This window comes from Paeniglutamicibacter gangotriensis Lz1y, from assembly GCF_000348945.1.
Taxonomy (GTDB): domain Bacteria; phylum Actinomycetota; class Actinomycetes; order Actinomycetales; family Micrococcaceae; genus Paeniglutamicibacter; species Paeniglutamicibacter gangotriensis.
The window spans coordinates 141,872-157,796 of the sequence record NZ_AOCK01000004.1 but is presented as its reverse complement, the minus strand read 5'-3'; the positions used below and the strand labels follow the sequence as shown (position 1 = coordinate 157,796).

18 protein-coding genes are annotated in these 15,925 nt (G+C 62.4%); 4 read left to right on the top strand and 14 right to left on the bottom strand.

The window, feature by feature from the left end:
- Positions 1-6 precede the first annotated feature (6 nt).
- The 3 genes from ADIAG_RS08115 to ADIAG_RS08105 all read right to left on the bottom strand — a co-directional run bounded on the left by ADIAG_RS08115 (position 7) and on the right by ADIAG_RS08105 (position 2,088).
- The gene (locus ADIAG_RS08115) at positions 7-732 is read right to left on the bottom strand and encodes a cytochrome c biogenesis CcdA family protein (RefSeq protein WP_043474243.1); all 726 of its coding nucleotides are present in this window, start codon (positions 730-732) and stop codon (positions 7-9) included.
- A 62-nt stretch (positions 733-794) separates the two neighbouring features.
- Positions 795-1,421 (bottom strand): TlpA family protein disulfide reductase, encoded by a 627-nt coding sequence (locus ADIAG_RS08110; protein ID WP_007270861.1) that lies wholly within the window; start codon positions 1,419-1,421, stop codon positions 795-797.
- A 4-nt stretch (positions 1,422-1,425) separates the two neighbouring features.
- A complete protein-coding gene (locus ADIAG_RS08105; RefSeq protein WP_007270860.1) occupies positions 1,426-2,088 on the bottom strand; it encodes a histidine phosphatase family protein in 663 nt (220 codons plus the stop codon).
- 269 nt (positions 2,089-2,357) lie between these two features.
- Between ADIAG_RS08105 and ADIAG_RS21390 the strand changes: the two genes are divergently transcribed.
- Positions 2,358-3,137 carry a polyadenylate binding domain-containing protein gene (locus ADIAG_RS21390; RefSeq protein ID WP_007270859.1) on the top strand — a complete coding sequence of 260 codons (780 nt, stop codon included), beginning with the start codon at positions 2,358-2,360 and terminating at the stop codon, positions 3,135-3,137.
- Between the two features lie 101 nt (positions 3,138-3,238).
- Here ADIAG_RS21390 and ADIAG_RS08095 read toward each other — a convergent pair whose 3' ends face one another.
- Entirely contained in the window at positions 3,239-3,958 is a 720-nt protein-coding gene (locus ADIAG_RS08095) for a redox-sensing transcriptional repressor Rex (protein WP_007270858.1), read from the bottom strand.
- A gap of 107 nt (positions 3,959-4,065) precedes the next feature.
- Positions 4,066-4,320 (bottom strand): glutaredoxin family protein, encoded by a 255-nt coding sequence (locus tag ADIAG_RS08090; RefSeq protein ID WP_043474101.1) that lies wholly within the window; start codon positions 4,318-4,320, stop codon positions 4,066-4,068.
- Between the two features lie 49 nt (positions 4,321-4,369).
- On the opposite strand from ADIAG_RS08090, the gene ADIAG_RS08085 reads away from it, so the two are divergent.
- Positions 4,370-5,185, top strand: coding sequence for an HAD family hydrolase (locus ADIAG_RS08085; RefSeq protein WP_051059872.1), 816 nt, complete (start codon positions 4,370-4,372; stop codon positions 5,183-5,185).
- A gap of 118 nt (positions 5,186-5,303) precedes the next feature.
- On the opposite strand, the gene ADIAG_RS20855 is transcribed toward ADIAG_RS08085, so the two are convergent.
- The 6 genes from ADIAG_RS20855 to ADIAG_RS08060 all read right to left on the bottom strand — a co-directional run bounded on the left by ADIAG_RS20855 (position 5,304) and on the right by ADIAG_RS08060 (position 10,628).
- Complete coding sequence (locus ADIAG_RS20855; protein WP_074712200.1) at positions 5,304-5,402, bottom strand: 30S ribosomal protein bS22; 99 nt, start codon at positions 5,400-5,402, stop codon at positions 5,304-5,306.
- A gap of 146 nt (positions 5,403-5,548) precedes the next feature.
- Positions 5,549-5,761, bottom strand: coding sequence for a helix-turn-helix domain-containing protein (locus tag ADIAG_RS08080; RefSeq protein ID WP_007270855.1), 213 nt, complete (start codon positions 5,759-5,761; stop codon positions 5,549-5,551).
- Between the two features lie 187 nt (positions 5,762-5,948).
- Entirely contained in the window at positions 5,949-7,049 is a 1,101-nt protein-coding gene (locus ADIAG_RS08075) for a 3-deoxy-7-phosphoheptulonate synthase (RefSeq protein ID WP_007270854.1), read from the bottom strand.
- A 402-nt stretch (positions 7,050-7,451) separates the two neighbouring features.
- Positions 7,452-8,795, bottom strand: a complete 1,344-nt coding sequence (gene gdhA / locus ADIAG_RS08070; RefSeq protein WP_007270853.1) for an NADP-specific glutamate dehydrogenase — start codon at positions 8,793-8,795, stop codon at positions 7,452-7,454.
- A 188-nt stretch (positions 8,796-8,983) separates the two neighbouring features.
- Complete coding sequence (locus ADIAG_RS08065) at positions 8,984-9,433, bottom strand: ArsR/SmtB family transcription factor (RefSeq protein WP_007270852.1); 450 nt, start codon at positions 9,431-9,433, stop codon at positions 8,984-8,986.
- A gap of 46 nt (positions 9,434-9,479) precedes the next feature.
- A complete protein-coding gene (locus ADIAG_RS08060; RefSeq protein WP_007270851.1) occupies positions 9,480-10,628 on the bottom strand; it encodes an acetoin utilization protein AcuC in 1,149 nt (382 codons plus the stop codon).
- Between the two features lie 273 nt (positions 10,629-10,901).
- Between ADIAG_RS08060 and ADIAG_RS08055 the strand changes: the two genes are divergently transcribed.
- Positions 10,902-12,341, top strand: coding sequence for a TrkH family potassium uptake protein (locus ADIAG_RS08055; RefSeq protein WP_007270850.1), 1,440 nt, complete (start codon positions 10,902-10,904; stop codon positions 12,339-12,341).
- 25 nt (positions 12,342-12,366) lie between these two features.
- Positions 12,367-13,005: a potassium channel family protein gene (locus ADIAG_RS08050; protein ID WP_043474231.1), complete on the top strand. Its 639-nt coding sequence runs from the start codon at positions 12,367-12,369 to the stop codon at positions 13,003-13,005.
- A gap of 99 nt (positions 13,006-13,104) precedes the next feature.
- On the opposite strand, the gene proC is transcribed toward ADIAG_RS08050, so the two are convergent.
- The 3 genes from proC to ADIAG_RS08035 are packed head-to-tail and all read right to left on the bottom strand — an operon-like array spanning position 13,105 to position 15,905.
- Complete coding sequence (gene proC / locus ADIAG_RS08045; protein ID WP_007270848.1) at positions 13,105-13,974, bottom strand: pyrroline-5-carboxylate reductase; 870 nt, start codon at positions 13,972-13,974, stop codon at positions 13,105-13,107.
- A gap of 43 nt (positions 13,975-14,017) precedes the next feature.
- Positions 14,018-14,857: a sugar phosphate isomerase/epimerase family protein gene (locus ADIAG_RS08040; protein WP_007270847.1), complete on the bottom strand. Its 840-nt coding sequence runs from the start codon at positions 14,855-14,857 to the stop codon at positions 14,018-14,020.
- A 22-nt stretch (positions 14,858-14,879) separates the two neighbouring features.
- A complete protein-coding gene (locus ADIAG_RS08035) occupies positions 14,880-15,905 on the bottom strand; it encodes a Ppx/GppA phosphatase family protein (RefSeq protein WP_007270846.1) in 1,026 nt (341 codons plus the stop codon).
- Between the last annotated feature and the right edge of the window lie 20 nt (positions 15,906-15,925).

Below are 15,925 nucleotides of genomic sequence, written 5' to 3'. Positions count from 1 at the left end.
TTCCCATTAGATAGGCAACTGCACTTCACTAGCGAACCAGTTTTGTAATTGCGAGACCCAGGTACCCCAGAGGCCCGTGGCCATTAGGACGCCCAGGAGGATGAGCAGACCACCGCCAAGCCGCATGACGGCCAGCTGGTGGCGGCGGAAGAACTTCAAGGCACCCATACCGCGGCGAAGTCCGAGGGCAATGAATACAAACGGTAGCCCCAGACCCATGCAGTAAAAGAAGGTCAGTAGTCCGCCCTTGGCCGCGCTCGCGTCTGGTCCCGTGCTCATGGCAAGTACTGCGGCCAACGTGGGTCCTATACACGGGGCCCATCCAAGACCAAAAGTCACGCCCAGGACGGGGGCGCCCCATAGACCTGCCGGGGGCTTGCGGTGGATCTTGGCATCACGCTGCATGAAGGAGAAGCCTCCCATGAACACAATGCCCATGAGGATCACGACGACACCGAGCAGCTGGGTGACCCAGGATCCCTTGTACTGCATCCAGTACGCAACCTGTGAAAATATGCTTCCGGCCAAGACGAACACGGCGGTGAATCCAAGGATGAACAGGCTGATGCCCGTTAACATGCGCCCGCGTTTCTGCTCAGCAAGGTCCGCCCCGGACAACCCGGTAACGTATCCCAGATAACCTGGAACCAACGGCAGGACGCACGGCGAAAGGAAGGAAACGAGCCCGGCGAGAATGGCAACGGGAACGGCGAGCAGCAAGGATCCGTCCATGACGATCTCCGCGAAGGGGTTGCCCTGTGCTACGGCCACTGCGGCGTTTAGCGCGGGGTGGATCACAACGTTTCTGCCAGTGCCGTAGTGATCAAGGCCTTGAGCGTTGCCTTCTCGGCAACACCCAGGATCCGTGCCGAGACCCTTCCTTGTTTGTCGATGACGAGCGTGGTGGGCACCGCCTTGAGCGGTACGTACTTGGTCATGGCAAGCTGGATCGTCCCCTGGGTGTCTTGCACGGAGGGGTACTTGATGCCAAAGGTACGCTCGAATGCCTCGGCGGCTTCCTTTTCGTCGCGCACGTTGATGCCAAGGAACTCAGCTTTGCCGTCGAACTCCTTGCTGAGTTCGACCAGGTGCGGTGCCTCGATGCGGCATGGTGCACAGGCTGCGTACCAGAAGTTCAGGACCGTGACTTGTCCGATCCAGTCTGCTGAATCAATTTTTTGTCCGTCGTAGGCCACTGCCTCGATCTCCACCGGCTCAGTACGAGATTCCGGACCGTATTCCTGCACCGATCCATCCCCGGCGATGTAATTCTTGTTGTTGCCCTCACGTGCCTGCTTGGCCAGAGGGTCTTCTTCGCCCACGCATGCGGCAAGCGGCAGCACTGCAGCTCCAAGCATGGCGGCACGCAAAAAAGTACGTCGTCCCAAGCGCTGGGCTTGGGACGAGATGGGATCGGTCATGATCTCAAGCTCCAGGGATGTTCGCAGCGTTGGCCAGGAGGTCCACGCTAGGTTCTGCATAACGGACTGCGACCAGACTTTCACCTTCAAAGTCCAGGCTAGTCACGGACGTGAGAGTGCACTCGCGTTTCCGCGGGTCGTGCCACAGGGCTTTGCCTTCGGCTGAGCGGCGCGTGACCCAGATTGGCAGCTGGTGGCTGACCAAAATGGCTTCCGCCCCGCGGCCGCCAAGTTCCACCGCACGATCGCGATGTTCCACAATGGCGGTCATCATTCGTTCAACCTGGCCCCGATAGGGCTCCCCCCAGGATGGACGAAATGGGTTGACGACGTAGGACCAGTATTTAGGTTCCTTCAGTCGGTTCTTGATTCTGGAGAGTCCCTCGAAACGGTTCGCCGCTTCGATGATCCGATCATCGGTCACGATGTCCAGACCCAGGGCCTTGCCCGTGGGCTCCGCGGTCTCCTGCGCCCGCACCAGCGGAGAGGAGACCAGATGGGTGATATTCGCCCCAGCGTTTCGCTGCGCGGTAAAAAACTCGGCAGCCCGATCAGCCATTTGATGGCCAAGATCAGACAGGTGGAATTCGGGTAGACGACCGTAGAGCACCCTGTCAGGGTTATACACTTCGCCATGACGAAGAAGGTGAACAGTAGCAGTCGACATGGGTTAAGTGTCTCAAAATTTTGTGCCGTTACCTAAACCAGAATCCTGATTCCGCCCTTGTGCCAGCAGGAATAGGCCACCCCGGCCAAAGTTTTCTACAGCTTGTACAAGAGTCGTTCCTTGTCGCACGGTAACTACTGGCCAATTTGGCTCGTTCGTGGGCAAACTACCCTCGTGAGAAGAAAAGCCATCCTTTTGGAGGGCTTCAAGAGAAACCTGACCCTATATCGTGAAGGGTAAGAAGTATCTTTCAACCTAAGGAGCAGGATATGTCCACCCCTGGCAACGATCCGCAGAACCCCCAGACGCCAAACGGCGAACCGAACGCACCCCAGTACGGGCAGCGCGCACCGCAGGATCCAAATGCAGCCGGACAGCCTCCTTATGGGCAGCCGCCACAGTACGGTTCCCAGGAACCCAACCCTTACGGTCAGCCGCCGCAGGCACCGTCGCCCTATGGCCAGCCGCCTCAGGCACCGTCGCCCTATGGCCAGCCGCCTCAGGCACCGTCCCCTTACGGCCAGCAGCCGCAGGCTGGTGGGTTCCAGGTCCCGCTGCAGGGAAATTTTGCAGCTCCCCAGATGCCCACACATCGTCCAAAAGAACTAGACACCTCCTTCTGGGCCATCTTGGCGGCCGGCGTTGTTGCAGCGGTGGCCATGATCACCTCGATCTTCGGTCTGAACGCCGCATCGCTGCGCGCCGAACTGGCTTCGATGGAGGGGATGGAAGAGCAGCTTGCAAATTCGGGGATGAACCTGGATGACGTCATGGGAATGCTCCCCACCATCCAAACGGTCGTTGTTGTTATCGCCGTGATCTCGTTGGCAATCTACGCATTGATCGCATTCATGATCCGTAAGGGCAGCAACGTGGCCCGGATCTTTGCGACGATCTTTGCGGCACTTTCACTGCTGAGCCTCGGAACCGGATTGCTGATGCTGGTCGCGATCATCCTGGGCGTCGTTGGCGTGGTCTTCGCTTGGCTGCGTCCCTCCAGCCAGTTCATCGCTGCCCGCCGCGCTGCCCGCGCAGCCGGTTACCGCTAGAAAGTGACGAAAAACGGTCCGTGGGACCCAACCGTTCGCGGTCGGGTCGCACGGACCGTTTTTGTTTGCCTGAAAATAGCGCCTGGACAAACCTGGAACCGCTAGGTATCCAGGTTTTGGGCGTGGTAAGCAAGGATTTGCAGTTCGGTCGCCAGATCGACCTTCCTGAGGTTGACTCCGGTAGGAACCTGGAGAACCACCGGCGCAAAGCTCAGGATGCTTCGTACGCCGCGCTCAACCAACTTGTTGCATAGGTCCTGTGCTGCCCCTCCCGGTACCGACAGGACAGCAATGTTCACCTCGGCACTGGCCAGTATCTCGTCCATATCCGCGATGTCTTGGACCTGCAGGTCCCCCACAACCGTGCCAACGACCTCGGGGGCCGAGTCCAGCAATGCCACAATCTCAAAGCCCCGGCTCCTGAATCCGCCATAGCCGGAAAGAGCGCGACCCAGGTTTCCTGCCCCGATGATTGCGACGCGCCACTGACGCAGCAGGCCCATGGCCTTGGAGATATGTTCTGTCAATTCCATGACCACATACCCCACGCCGCGGGTTCCATAGGAGCCCAGGAGCGAGAGGTCCTTGCGCAGGATGGCCGGGTTGACGCCGGCTTCCGCGGCCAAGACTCCTGATGAAGTCTGCTCGTCCCCCCGAGCCTGCATGGCGTTCAACGCTCTCAGGTACTGGGTCAGACGGGCCAGAGTAGCCTCCGGAAGGATACGCCCAAGCGATCCCGTCACTGGCTGTCCCTCGATCATGTCGAGGCCCAGTTCCGGAACGGCTTGGTCAGCGTCTGCTGGATGGTGCTCTGTGGGCATTCTGTTCTGGCTCGATTCCTTGGACATCTTCGTAAAATACCGCCCGCGATGGCTTCGCCGCCCGCAGATCCATGACTCACGGGCTGCATCAGGCGGGGCCCTTTGCGTTAGCTGGTCAGCAGGGTTTCGAGGCGTTCCGGGTCGATGACCCAGAAGTCACGGACCTTTCCGTCGACCAGAAGCACCGGCACCTCGTCCGAGTGCTGGGCCAACAGACCCGGATCATGGTCAATGTCCACGCTCTCCCAAGTAAGTCCCAGCCGATTGGTCACTTCGTCGACCGTTTTCTTCGCCGCGGAGCACAAGTGGCATCCGGGACGAACCAACAACGTGATCTCTTTTGGGCTCTGCACACGGCTCATGCTCCAACGCTACCGCTCCGGTGAAACAAGTGTGCAATACACTGGTCGGATGCCCTCCAACCCTTATGACGCCTCCCGCAACGGGCAAGTGCCGGTGAGCTCCGGCACCACAGCCGCATTTTTTGATGTCGACAACACCATGATGCGTGGGGCCTCTTTGTTCGCCGTTGCCCGAAAAATGTACCAACGCCGGGCTTTTACCCTGCGCGAAGTGGCGTGGTTCGCCGTCCACCAGTTGCGGTTTGTCACCCGCGGGGAAAGCATGGGAGACATCCACGCCATCCGTGACCGGGCCCTTCTGCTAGCTTCCGGGTTCTCCGTGGCCGACATGGTTGCGCTCGGGGATGAAATTTATGACGAATTCATTGAGTCGAAAATCTGGCCGGGGACCCTCGCCATCGCCGACCAACATATGCTCGCCGGTCGCCAGGTCTGGCTGGTCACCGCCACCCCGCTGGAAGTTGCTTCGGTGATGGCCCGGCGATTGGGGCTCAGCGGTGCCCTTGGTACGAATGTGGAGCATGTCGAGGGCGTCTACACCGGCAAGTTAGTTGGCGAAATCCTCCATGGCCAAGCCAAGGCCTCCGCGATCCGCGATCTTGCCACCGAACAAGGCTTGGAGTTGGCCCAATGCTGGGGATACAGCGACTCACACAACGACATCCCCTTGCTCGAACTAGTGGGCCATCCCGTAGCAATCAATCCGGATGGCAAGCTGCGCCGCCATGCAAGCGATCGGAATTGGCCCATCTACGATTTCCGCACCGGTCGCAAGGCCGCAACCTTCGGTTTGAAGGCAGCTGGAATCTCCGGTGCACTTTGGGGACTGTGGCGCAGCATTGGGGCCTTGCGCCGACGTCCGTGACCTCAACGGCTTCTTCGGCCATCCAGCACCTGCCTAGATATAGGAAAAGGTGCGTTTCCCCTTCAAGGGAAACGCACCTTTTCACATGCTAGGTTCCGGGCATGCCCGGAGCCGGCATCTACTTCTTATTACGACGCTGGTGACGGGTCTTACGAAGCTGCTTACGGTGCTTCTTCTTAGACATACGCTTGCGGCGCTTCTTTACAACAGAGCCCATACTGGTTCCTCACAAACTGATTCGATTGCCGACTACTATTTCTTCGGCACCATAGCACCAGAATAGCCAACTGGACGTTAAACGTTCCTTAACAGATTACCTGCTTCCGGAGCAGATTTTGACCACTCCGAAAAAATACGGGGGCGTTAGCCGGTACTGGAGTCCCGTCCGTACCCGGCTGCACGCAGGTATTCCTGCACCGCGGTTTCTGGCACGCGGTAAGAACGACCGAACTGCACTGCGGGTAAATCGCCTGAATGAACGAGGCGGTAAACGGTCATCTTCGACACGCGCATTACCTCAGCAACTTCCGCCACCGTCATGAAACGCGCGCTGGCAAAGTTTTGCGATTCGACCATTCCCAGATTCTCCTGACAAATTTTCACATAGAAGCCACACATCGGCGCCAAACAACGATTGTTCCTTGCCCACACCAACACCCCAAGATACCCTATGCGGTTGGTTCACAGTTTAGGGGCTTACGGGGCCAATGTGAACCATGTGAAGGTTATACCAAGGGGTGGGTGCTTCATCGCCGGAAGCTGGTCAGCGTGCGGCACGCACCGCGCCGGCCAAGATTTCCAGCAGCTCGGCGCTTTTGTCCCAGCCCATGCAGGCATCGGTGACGGACTGCCCGTAGGTCAAGTGCGAAAGTACATCGGATCCTGCTGCCACGAGATCCGGGTCGTGCTTCTGGGCACCTGCAACCAGGAAGCTCTCGGCCATGATGCCGGCGATGGTGTGATCGCCTGCGGCAATACGCTCGGCCAGCGCCTCGATGACTTCGCCCTGGCGCACGTGGGATTTGCCCGAGTTCGCGTGCGACGCATCGACTATCACCCGCGGGTTCATACCAGCACTTTCCATGGCGGCCGACGCCTGTGCCACAGGTTCCTCAGCGAAATTCGGGCCGTCGGCGCCGCCGCGCAGGATCAAGTGGGCATCCTGGTTCCCGGCGGTTTCTACGATCGAGGTGCGTCCTTCCTCGCTGATCCCCATGAACGACTGCGGGGCGCTGGCGGCTTGGCACGCGTCGATCGCCACCTGCACGGACCCGTCGGTGCCGTTTTTGAATCCGACCGGCATCGAGAGGCCGGAGACCAGCTGGCGGTGCGTCTGGCTTTCGGTGGTGCGTGCGCCGATGGCACCCCAGCTGATGACGTCGGAGAGGTATTGGGCGCTGATCGGTTCAAGGAATTCGGTGGCCAGCGGGAGGCCCAAGTCGCTGGCGGCGAGCATGAATTCGCGTGCCGTGCGTAGGCCTGAAGCCATATCGTGGCTGCCATCCAGATGAGGGTCGTTGACCAAGCCTTTCCAGCCAACGGTGGTGCGCGGCTTTTCGAAGTAGCTGCGCATCACCACCAGCAGCTCGCCTTCGTGTTCCTTGGCCGCTGCGGCAAGACTGACGGCGTATTCAAGCCCCGCTGCCGGGTCGTGGATCGAACAGGGGCCAATGATGACCAGTAGGCGCTCATCGAGCCCCGAGAGTACGGCCCGGACTTCCTGACGGGCCCGCATGATCCGGTACCCCTGAGCATCCCCGACGGGAAGCTCGGCCAACAGCTCGGCCGGAGTGGGAAGTTCGGTGATGCCCAGCACGCGTTCATTGGTGTTGATGCGCTGCTCTGTGGCGGTGACGATGCTCATGGTCGGGCCTTTCAATCTCAGCCCTGCACGTGTGTGCCGGGGCCGCTCGGTTTGGGTGCGGCCCTGCTGACACGTCTCCGTATTCCTTCAGGGCCGCTATTTTGAAAATAGCGAAGGGCCAGCAAGCAATAGCTTGCGGCCCTTGTCGGCTCTGAAGGTGGGTATGCGAAATTATCGCGTCTTAGGCCCCTCCAGAGCCGACACAAAATACGCATACCAACGATTAGTCATAGGTGAAAATGTACGCCCACCGCTTCCGAAAGCACAAACACACGGATCGGACTCGACGACACATGGCGACTTATGCCAACAGAAAAGGGCCGAGGGTGGCCATCGGAACGTCGTAGTTCCGATGGCCACCCTCGGCCCTTCACACGCGGCTCTAGGGGTGGACAGGCAGGATTAGATCAGGCCCTGGGCCAGCATCGCGTCGGCGACCTTGACGAAGCCGGCGATGTTGGCACCTGCCACGTAGTTGCCCGGAACGCCGTACTCATCAGCGGTCGAGGCGCAACGATCGTGGATGCCGATCATGATCTCGGTCAGGCGTTCCTCGGTGTGCGCGAAGCTCCACGAGTCACGGCTGGCATTCTGCTGCATTTCCAGCGCCGAGGTGGCCACGCCGCCGGCGTTTGCTGCCTTGCCGGGAGCAAAGAGGACCCCGGAATCCTGGAAGAGCGAGGTCGCCGCGGCCGTGCAGGGCATGTTTGCACCCTCGGACACCGCGACCACGCCCGAAGCGATCAGGCGTTTGGCGTGCTTGGCATCCAGCTCGTTCTGTGTGGCACAGGGAAGCGCTACCGATGAGTCGACATCCCAGACGGTTCCGCCTTCGACGTAGTGCACACGCTTGGATTTGGCACGCTCGGCGTATTCGCTGATGCGCCCGCGCTCCACTTCCTTGATCTGGCGAAGCAGGTCGATGTCGATGCCGCGCTCGTCGACGATGTAGCCGGAGGAATCCGAAGCCGTCAGGACTCGTGCACCGAGCGTCTGAGCCTTCGCGATGGCGTTCAGCGCCACGTTGCCCGAACCTGATACAACAACGCGCTGGCCATCGAAGGACATGCCGCGGGTCTTGAGCATTTCCTGCGTGAAGAGCACCGTACCGAAGCCCGTGGCTTCCGGCCGGACCAAAGATCCACCCCAGCTGATGCCCTTGCCGGTCAGCACCCCAGACTCGTAGCGGTTGGTGATGCGCTTGTACTGTCCGAAGAGGTAGCCGATCTCACGGCCACCGACCCCGACGTCACCGGCGGGTACATCCGTGTACTCTCCGATGTGCCGGTAGAGCTCGGTCATGAACGACTGGCAGAAACGCATCACTTCGGCGTCGGTCTTGCCACGCGGGTCGAAGTCGGACCCGCCCTTGCCGCCGCCAATCGGCATACCGGTCAACGAGTTCTTGAAGATCTGTTCAAAGCCCAGGAACTTCACGATTCCCAGGTACACCGAGGGGTGGAAGCGCAGGCCACCCTTGTACGGGCCCAACGCAGAGTTGAACTCCACCCGGAAGCCGCGGTTGATCTGCACACGGCCTTCAGAATCGGTCCAGGGGACACGGAAAATGATCTGTCGTTCCGGCTCGCACATACGCTGCAGGATGGCTGCTTCGGCATACTCGGGGCGTTTGCGTGATACCGCTTCGAGGCTTTCAAAGACCTCGGTCACTGCCTGGTGGAACTCCGCTTCACCGGGGTTGCGACGGAACACTTCGTCGCGAATGGTCGCAAGTTGCTGGTCCAAGTCTTATCTCCTCATCACTTGGGGCAGGCACGAGGGCACGCTACCGCCATGACTGGCGACGCTGCCCCGCCCTAGAGAATGCCACGGCAGTGCCCGGCGGCACAATCCGGGCCTACTTATGCGGAGCTGACCACGTAACGTTTTTGTCGACCCAGATCCCCCACTTACGCCTGATTATTCGGCGTTGACTAGCGCTTTCGTCCAAATTTCGGTTTTGGAAACCGCTCCAAGAAGTCTTGGGCACGCCCGGTGACCTGTTCGAGTCCACGGCCCACGGTGCGACCCAACTGTGCCGCCGCAACGGTGGCCTGGCTGGAAGTTTCGTGGGGGGTCGCCGGATCTTGGTAGACATCTGGCACCAGGGCCAGAGCGGGCGCCGGGGGAAGATAGCGGTGCAGCCAGAACTGCAGCTCCATGAACGTTTCCAGTTCCAGCGCATAGTAGCGGCGCTGCCCATCGGCGCGCATCGAAACCAAGCCGGCTTCGCGCAACACCTTGAGGTGTTTTGACGCCGTCGGTTGGGAGACGCCCAAGGATTCAACCAGGGAACCGACCGAGCACGAATCCTCGCGCAGGGCCTCGATCAGCCGACGCCGAGTAGGGTCTGCCAGTGCGGAAAAAATATCTTCATGAGCCACCCCATAACCCTATCCGCATATACGGCACTTGGCATCTTGGGGCGGATCAGTCGAACCAGGGATCCAACCCGAAGAACGGGAAGATTTCCTTGCGGGTGGCCATGATGGTGCGGTCCACCGGGTCAGCCGGGTCGTAACCGACCTCCCAGGAGCGCCACCACAATTCCGCGTCATCCCCCATGGTTTCCGGTGGCCAGATCCCGTAGCGCTCATGCACATAGGCACGCCAGGGAGCAGGGACCGGGGTCGCCAGGGGCACCGGTTTGCCCGAGGCCACGGCCACCAGGTGACTCCAGGCCCGCGGCACCACCGAGTGGGTGTTGTAGCCGCCCCCGCCGGTGGAGATCCAACGCCCGTCGCAGTGTGTGCGGGCGAGCTCGGCGATGTCCAGTGCACTCTGCCGCTGCGCATCAACGCTCAGGCGCAGATTGGACAGGTCGTCGTCGCGGTGCCCGTCGCAGCCGTGCTGGGAGACGATCACCTCCGGGGCGAAGGCCGCGGTGAGTTGCGGGACCACCGCGTGGAAGGCGCGCAGCCACGCGGCGTCACTGGTGCGTGGGGGCACAGCGATGTTCACCGCGGTGCCCTCGGCGCCGGGCCCGCCGATCTCGTTGGCAAACCCGGTGCCGGGAAACAACGACATGCCCGTTTCATGGATGGAGATGGTCATGACCCGCGGGTCATTCCAGAAGATTGATTCGGTCCCGTCCCCGTGGTGGGCGTCGACGTCGATGTACAGGACCCGTTTCACGCCGCCGTCCAGTAACCGCTGGATGGCCAGTGCGGCATCGTTGTAGATGCAAAAGCCGCTGGCCTTGCCGGCGGCCGCGTGGTGCATGCCGCCACCGAAGTTCACCACGTGCAGCGACCGTTCCTCCAAGATGGCCTCGGCCGCCACCAGCGAGCCTCCGGCCAGCCGGGCGCTGGCCTCGTGGATCCCGGCATATGCGGGGTTGTCCTCGGTGCCCAGGCCACGGGATTCGTTGGGAATCTCCGGAGTGGCGCTGACCTCGTGAACGGCGGCGATGTAGTCAGGATCATGCACCGCGGCAAGTTGCTCATCGGTGGCCACCGGCGGGGCGACCAGGGTGAGGTTGGCGCGCTCGAAGAGGCCCAGATCGGCACAGAGCCTCGCGGTGAGCTCCAGCCGCAGCGGGTGCATGGGGTGGGTCTCGCTGAAGCGATAGGCCATCATCGCTTCGCTCCAGATCACCTGGGTCGGGGGCACTGGCTCTTTTGCGGCAAACACCTTCTCAGGTTACGCGATCGACACCCGGGCTGTGCGCTAAGACACTCGTGTGACGTGCGTATCCATCCAGGCGCCGCGCCTTGAACGCCCCGGGGCCCGGCGCTGCCGCGAGTCGCCGCCATTGCCCGCGCGCCGGCCCGCGGCATGGTTTATTGTGGGAGCTTGCGGGGCAGCGGCTTCCGCCGAAGTTATCCACGTCCTGGAGTCGAGCCAAACACCATGGGATTCCCTCCCTTTTTTGAACCAGCACGACGGTCCGGCGCCGGTTCAGGCGCATCGGGCAAATGGCGCGCGCGCGTGGCGCAGTGGCGCACGCTGATCGCCGACTTCACGGTCCGCTCCCCCGCACGGCTAGCGCTTTTCGCTTTCACCTTGGTGATCGCGCTCTTTGCCTCGGTACTCTCGCTGCCTGTCGCCTCGGTCACCAACGAGCCAACACCCTTCGTTGATGCGCTGTTCACCGCCGTCTCTGCCGTCTGCGTCACCGGCCTGACAGTGGTCTCCACGGCCACCCATTGGTCCTTCTTCGGGCAGCTGGTGATGATCATCGCGGTGTTTGTTGGTGGCTTGGGAATCCTGACCCTGGCCTCGGTGCTCTCCTTGGCTGTTTCCAAGCGCCTGGGCGTGCGCGGGAAACTGATGGCACAGAACTCCATGAACACCTCCGCGGCCTCCACCCTGGGCGAGGTGGGTTCGCTGCTGCGCATCGTGATTACCACCTCGGTGGCCATCGAGTCGGTGCTCGCCCTGATGCTGATCCCGCGCTTCTTGATCCTGGGTGAACCGCTGTCCGAGGCGATCTGGCACGGGGTGTTCTATTCGATTTCTTCGTTCAACAATGCCGGCTTCACCCCGCACTCCGACGGGCTGGTGCCCTACGAGACCGACTTGTGGATCCTGGTGCCGCTAATGCTCGGGGTCTTTTTGGGTTCCTTGGGCTTCCCGGTGCTGATGGTGTTGCTGGCGCACCGGTACAACGCCAGGAAATGGTCGCTGCACGCGAAGCTCACGCTGCTGGTTACCTCCATCTTGTTGGTGGGCGGTTCGCTGTTCTGGGCCGTGGCGGAGTGGTCCAACCCCGACACCATCGGATCCATGAACCCCGGCGATAAGATCATCCATTCCGTGTTCGCCTCGGTGATGACTCGTTCGGGCGGATTCAACCTGGTGGACCAGTCGCAGATCAACGAGGTGACGATGCTGCTGTCCAACGCGTTGATGTTTGCCGGCGGCGGTTCGGCCTCCACGGCCGGCGGCATCAAGGTCACCACCATTGCGGTGATGTTCTTAGCGATCTTCGCCGAGGCCCGCGGCGACACCGATGTGCGGGCCTTCGGCCGGCGCATCCCCGAGGGCACCATGCGGGTGGCTATTTCCGTCATCGTGCTCGGTGCCACGCTGGTGATGCTGGCCACCGCCGCACTGCTGGCCATCAGCGGAACCTCGCTTTCCCGGGCACTGTTCGAGTCGATCTCGGCCTTCGCCACGGTGGGGTTGAGCACCAACTTGTCGGCCGAACTTCCGCCTGCGGGCAAATACGTGCTCTCCGCGCTGATGTTTGCCGGCCGAATCGGTACGATTACCCTTGCATCAGCGCTGACCTTGCGCCAGCGCAACCAGCTGTACCACTTCCCCGAAGAGAGGCCGATCATTGGCTGAGAAGAAACCCGAGCACAACGCCCCGGTGCTGGTCATCGGGCTGGGTCGCTTCGGCGCCTCGGTGGCCGAGCAACTGGTCAAGCAGGGCCGCGAGGTCCTGGCCATCGAACGGAACCAGGAACTGGTGCAGAAGTGGGCCTCGGTGCTCACCCACGTGGTGGAGGCCGACGCGACCAACATCGATGCGCTGCGCCAGCTCGGCGCCCAGGAATTCACCTCCGCCGTGGTGGGGGTGGGCACCTCCATCGAGTCCTCCGTGCTGATCACCGTGAACCTGGTGGATCTGGGCATCGAGCACCTCTGGGTCAAGGCCATCACGCCCTCGCACGGCAAGATCCTCACCCGCATCGGCGCCAATCACGTGATCTATCCGGAGGCCGATGCCGGAGTGCGCGCCGCGCACCTGGTGGGCGGTCGGATGCTGGACTTCATTGAGTTCGACGACGGCTTTGCGATCGTGAAGATGTACCCGCCGAAGGAAACTCAGGGGTTCACGCTGGCCGAGTCCCAGGTCCGCTCCAAGTACGGGATCACCGTGGTGGGTGTGAAATCCCCCGGCGAAGACTTCACCTATGCCCAGCCGGATACCAAGGTCACCCGGCGCGACATCTTGATTGTCTCCGGGCACGTGGATCTGCTCGAACGCTTCGCCTCACGGCCCTAGGCCCACCGGCCCCCGGGCCAGGCTCAACGTCACAGAAGGGTTCCCCCGCCGCACCTTCATTTCTGGAGGTGCAGCGGGGGAACCCTTTTCTGCTGGCTGCTAGGTAAGTTCTTCGGTGATCTGTGCCGCGCGTGCCGCAGCGGCAGCAGCCCCACGGGCGATGATCCCGCTCATGTCCTCGGCATCAAAGGTGGCCAGGGCCGCCACGGTGGTGCCGTTGGGGCTGGAGACGCCCAGACGCAGCGCCGAGGGGTCGGCCTGCGGGTCGGAGAGCATCTTGCCCGCCCCGGCAACGGTGGCCCGGGCCAGATCCGTGGCCAGAGCCGCGTCCAGTCCCAGCTTGATTCCTGCCGCGGCCATGGCCTCGGCCAGGTAAAACGCGTAGGCCGGCCCCGAGCCGCTGACGGCCGAGACCGCGTCCTGCTGGGATTCGGGAACCACGTGCACCACGCCGGAACCGCTGAGCAGCTTGACGATCTGGGCCAGGGCATCGGCTGTGACGGTTTCGCCCGCGGACAGGGCCACCGCGCCGGCGCCGACCTTCAACGGGGTGTTGGGCATCGACCGGACCACCGGCTGACCCGGGGCCAGATGTCCGGCCATCATCTCGATGGTGATGGCAGCGGCAACGGAGACCACCACGGCGTCGGGCTTGAGCACATCCTTGATCTCGTCACACAGTGTGGTGATGCCCACGGGCTTGACGCCCAAGAACACGATGTCTGCCTCCCGCGCCGCGTGGGAGTTGGCATCGGGCTCATCGGCACCGATCAACACCGTGACACCTGTTTCGCTGCGCAACGCCTCGGCCCGGGTGTCGCTGCGCAGGGTCGCGGTGATGTCCGCGGGGTCGTAACCGGAGGCGATGATGCCGCGCAGCACCGCACCGTTCATGGATCCGGTGCCTAGGAAGGCGAGTTTGGTCCGGGCTGGGGCTGAAGTCGAAGGCACTGAAGTCATGTCCCCCATTCTTCCATGTCCGCTCCCCGGGGGCCCGCCGTCGTGCCAGGTCCTAGATGGAGTGGCTACCGGATTCGGCGCCCGTGCTGACCGGGGCCAGGTGCCGCCGGGCGAACTGAAGGGTTTCGCCCAGCCAGGCCTCGCGCTCACCGGCGCCCTTGGCCTTGCGTGTGGAGACTTCCACGGCGACTACTCCATCCCACGCCGAGTCGCGCAGGTATTCGATGGCTTCGATGACCGGCTGGGTGCCGCGACCCGGGACCAGGTGCTCGTCCTTGCCGTTGTTCAGCCCGTCGCACAGGTGCACGTGGGTCAGTCGCGTCCCCAAATCGCGCATGGCCACCGCCGAGTCCATGTCCGCGATCGCGGAGTGTGAGAAGTCCCAGGTGACAAACTCGTAGGGTTCCGGGACGGGGTTCCAATGCGGCAGGTACATCTTGGCTTCGCGTCCCCGAGCCCGCCACGGGTACATGTTTTCCACCGCGATCTTGATCCCGTATTCCTCCATGATGCGGCGGATGCCGGTGGCGAACTCGGTCGCGTAGGTGCCCTGCCAGCGGAACGGCGGGTGAGCGACCACCACGTCGCAACCGACCTGCACCGCCATGGAGGCAGCGGACTCAATCTTGTTCCAGGCGGTCCCCCAGACCTGCTGGGTCAGCAACAGCGTGGGGGCGTGAATGGCCATCACGGGTTGTTCGTAGCGTTCGGCCAACCGATTCAGTGCCAGGGCGTCCTGCGAGACCTGGTTTCCGGTCACCAGCACCTCAACCCCGTCATAGCCCAGGTCGTGGGACACCGCGAAGGCGTCGTGGACGTTCAGCGGGTAGACCGAAGCGCTGGAGAGCGCCACCGGGATCGGTGCGTTGCCGCCCTTGGATGACTCGACCATGGAACCTGCCCCTTGTCTGTTGCTACAGTATGTTGCTGCCCGGGGCCGCCGACATTACCGAGGACCGGCCCAGGGCGACCTCTCCGACTCCCACGCTACTACTGAGCGGCACGGTGGAGTCAAAAAGGACGTGGTCGAAGCGGCGCAGCATCAATCCCTCGCGCAAGGCCCACGGGCAGATGCGCAGGGATTTAACCTTCAGCGCGTCCATCGCCTCCAGGGCGACGATGGCGCCGGCGAGCAACTGCGGGGCGCGGATGGCCGAGACCCCGGGCAGCTCCGCGCGTTCGGACCAGTTCATCGCGGTGAGCCGGTTGGTCCAGACCTTCAATGATTCGGCGCGCAGCACCCGCTTGACGTAGGGACCCTCCGCGGAGGGGGCGGCCCCGGTGATCCGGGCCAGCGACCTGAAGGTCTTTGAGGTCCCGGTGACCAGCGTCGGCTTGCCGAATTGGCGCATTTCGGCCACCGGATCGGCCAGCACCTCGCGCACGTGGTGGCGCAACGCCTTGACGTCCTTGATGGAGGGCGGGTCCGCTTCCAGCCAGCGCCGGGTCAGCCGCCCGGCCCCCAGCGGCACCGAGTGCGCCACGGTGGGGAATTCGTCCCGGCCCAGGGCCAGTTCGAAGGAACCGCCGCCCATGTCCAGATTCAGCAGCGAATCCGAGCTCCAGCCGAACCAGCGCCGCACCGCGTAGTACGTCATTCCGGCCTCTTGCTCGCCGGTGAGTTCGGTCAACTTCACCCCGGTCTCGGCCATGATGCGGGCCAGGACCTCTTCGCCGTTGGCCGATTCGCGGATCGCCGAGGTGCAGAAGGCCAACAGGTCTTCGGCCTGGTGGTTGATCGCAAATTGCGCCGCCTCGTGCACGAAGTCCAGCAGTTCTCTCTGGCCCTCGGGAGTGATGGCCCCGTGTTCATCCAGGTAGGCCACCAACGACAGCGGACGCTTGTGCGAGGCGAAGGGCACCGGGCGGGCGCCCGGATACGCGTCGACCAGCAACAAATGGACCGTGTTCGATCCGATATCCAGTACGCCCAGCCTCATGCGCTTATCCTCATGTGTGG

Bases quoted from the DNA above. Each gene is read 5' to 3' on its own strand.
- ADIAG_RS08095 (WP_007270858.1), bottom strand. From the start codon at position 3,958: ATGCCCACAGAGCACCATCCAGCAGACGCTGACCAAGCCGTTCCGGAA.
- ADIAG_RS08075 (WP_007270854.1), bottom strand. From the start codon at position 7,049: ATGAGCATCGTCACCGCCACAGAGCAGCGCATCAACACCAATGAACGC.
- ADIAG_RS08040 (WP_007270847.1), bottom strand. From the start codon at position 14,857: ATGGTCGAGTCATCCAAGGGCGGCAACGCACCGATCCCGGTGGCGCTC.
- ADIAG_RS08105 (WP_007270860.1), bottom strand. From the start codon at position 2,088: ATGTCGACTGCTACTGTTCACCTTCTTCGTCATGGCGAAGTGTATAAC.
- ADIAG_RS08080 (WP_007270855.1), bottom strand. From the start codon at position 5,761: ATGGTCGAATCGCAAAACTTTGCCAGCGCGCGTTTCATGACGGTGGCG.
- ADIAG_RS20855 (WP_074712200.1), bottom strand. From the start codon at position 5,402: ATGGGCTCTGTTGTAAAGAAGCGCCGCAAGCGTATGTCTAAGAAGAAG.
- ADIAG_RS08090 (WP_043474101.1), bottom strand. From the start codon at position 4,320: ATGAGCCGTGTGCAGAGCCCAAAAGAGATCACGTTGTTGGTTCGTCCC.
- ADIAG_RS08085 (WP_051059872.1), top strand. From the start codon at position 4,370: ATGCCCTCCAACCCTTATGACGCCTCCCGCAACGGGCAAGTGCCGGTG.
- ADIAG_RS21390 (WP_007270859.1), top strand. From the start codon at position 2,358: ATGTCCACCCCTGGCAACGATCCGCAGAACCCCCAGACGCCAAACGGC.
- ADIAG_RS08035 (WP_007270846.1), bottom strand. From the start codon at position 15,905: ATGAGGCTGGGCGTACTGGATATCGGATCGAACACGGTCCATTTGTTG.
- ADIAG_RS08115 (WP_043474243.1), bottom strand. From the start codon at position 732: ATGGACGGATCCTTGCTGCTCGCCGTTCCCGTTGCCATTCTCGCCGGG.
- ADIAG_RS08110 (WP_007270861.1), bottom strand. From the start codon at position 1,421: ATGACCGATCCCATCTCGTCCCAAGCCCAGCGCTTGGGACGACGTACT.
- ADIAG_RS08060 (WP_007270851.1), bottom strand. From the start codon at position 10,628: ATGATGGCCTATCGCTTCAGCGAGACCCACCCCATGCACCCGCTGCGG.
- proC (WP_007270848.1), bottom strand. From the start codon at position 13,974: ATGGGGGACATGACTTCAGTGCCTTCGACTTCAGCCCCAGCCCGGACC.
- ADIAG_RS08055 (WP_007270850.1), top strand. From the start codon at position 10,902: ATGGGATTCCCTCCCTTTTTTGAACCAGCACGACGGTCCGGCGCCGGT.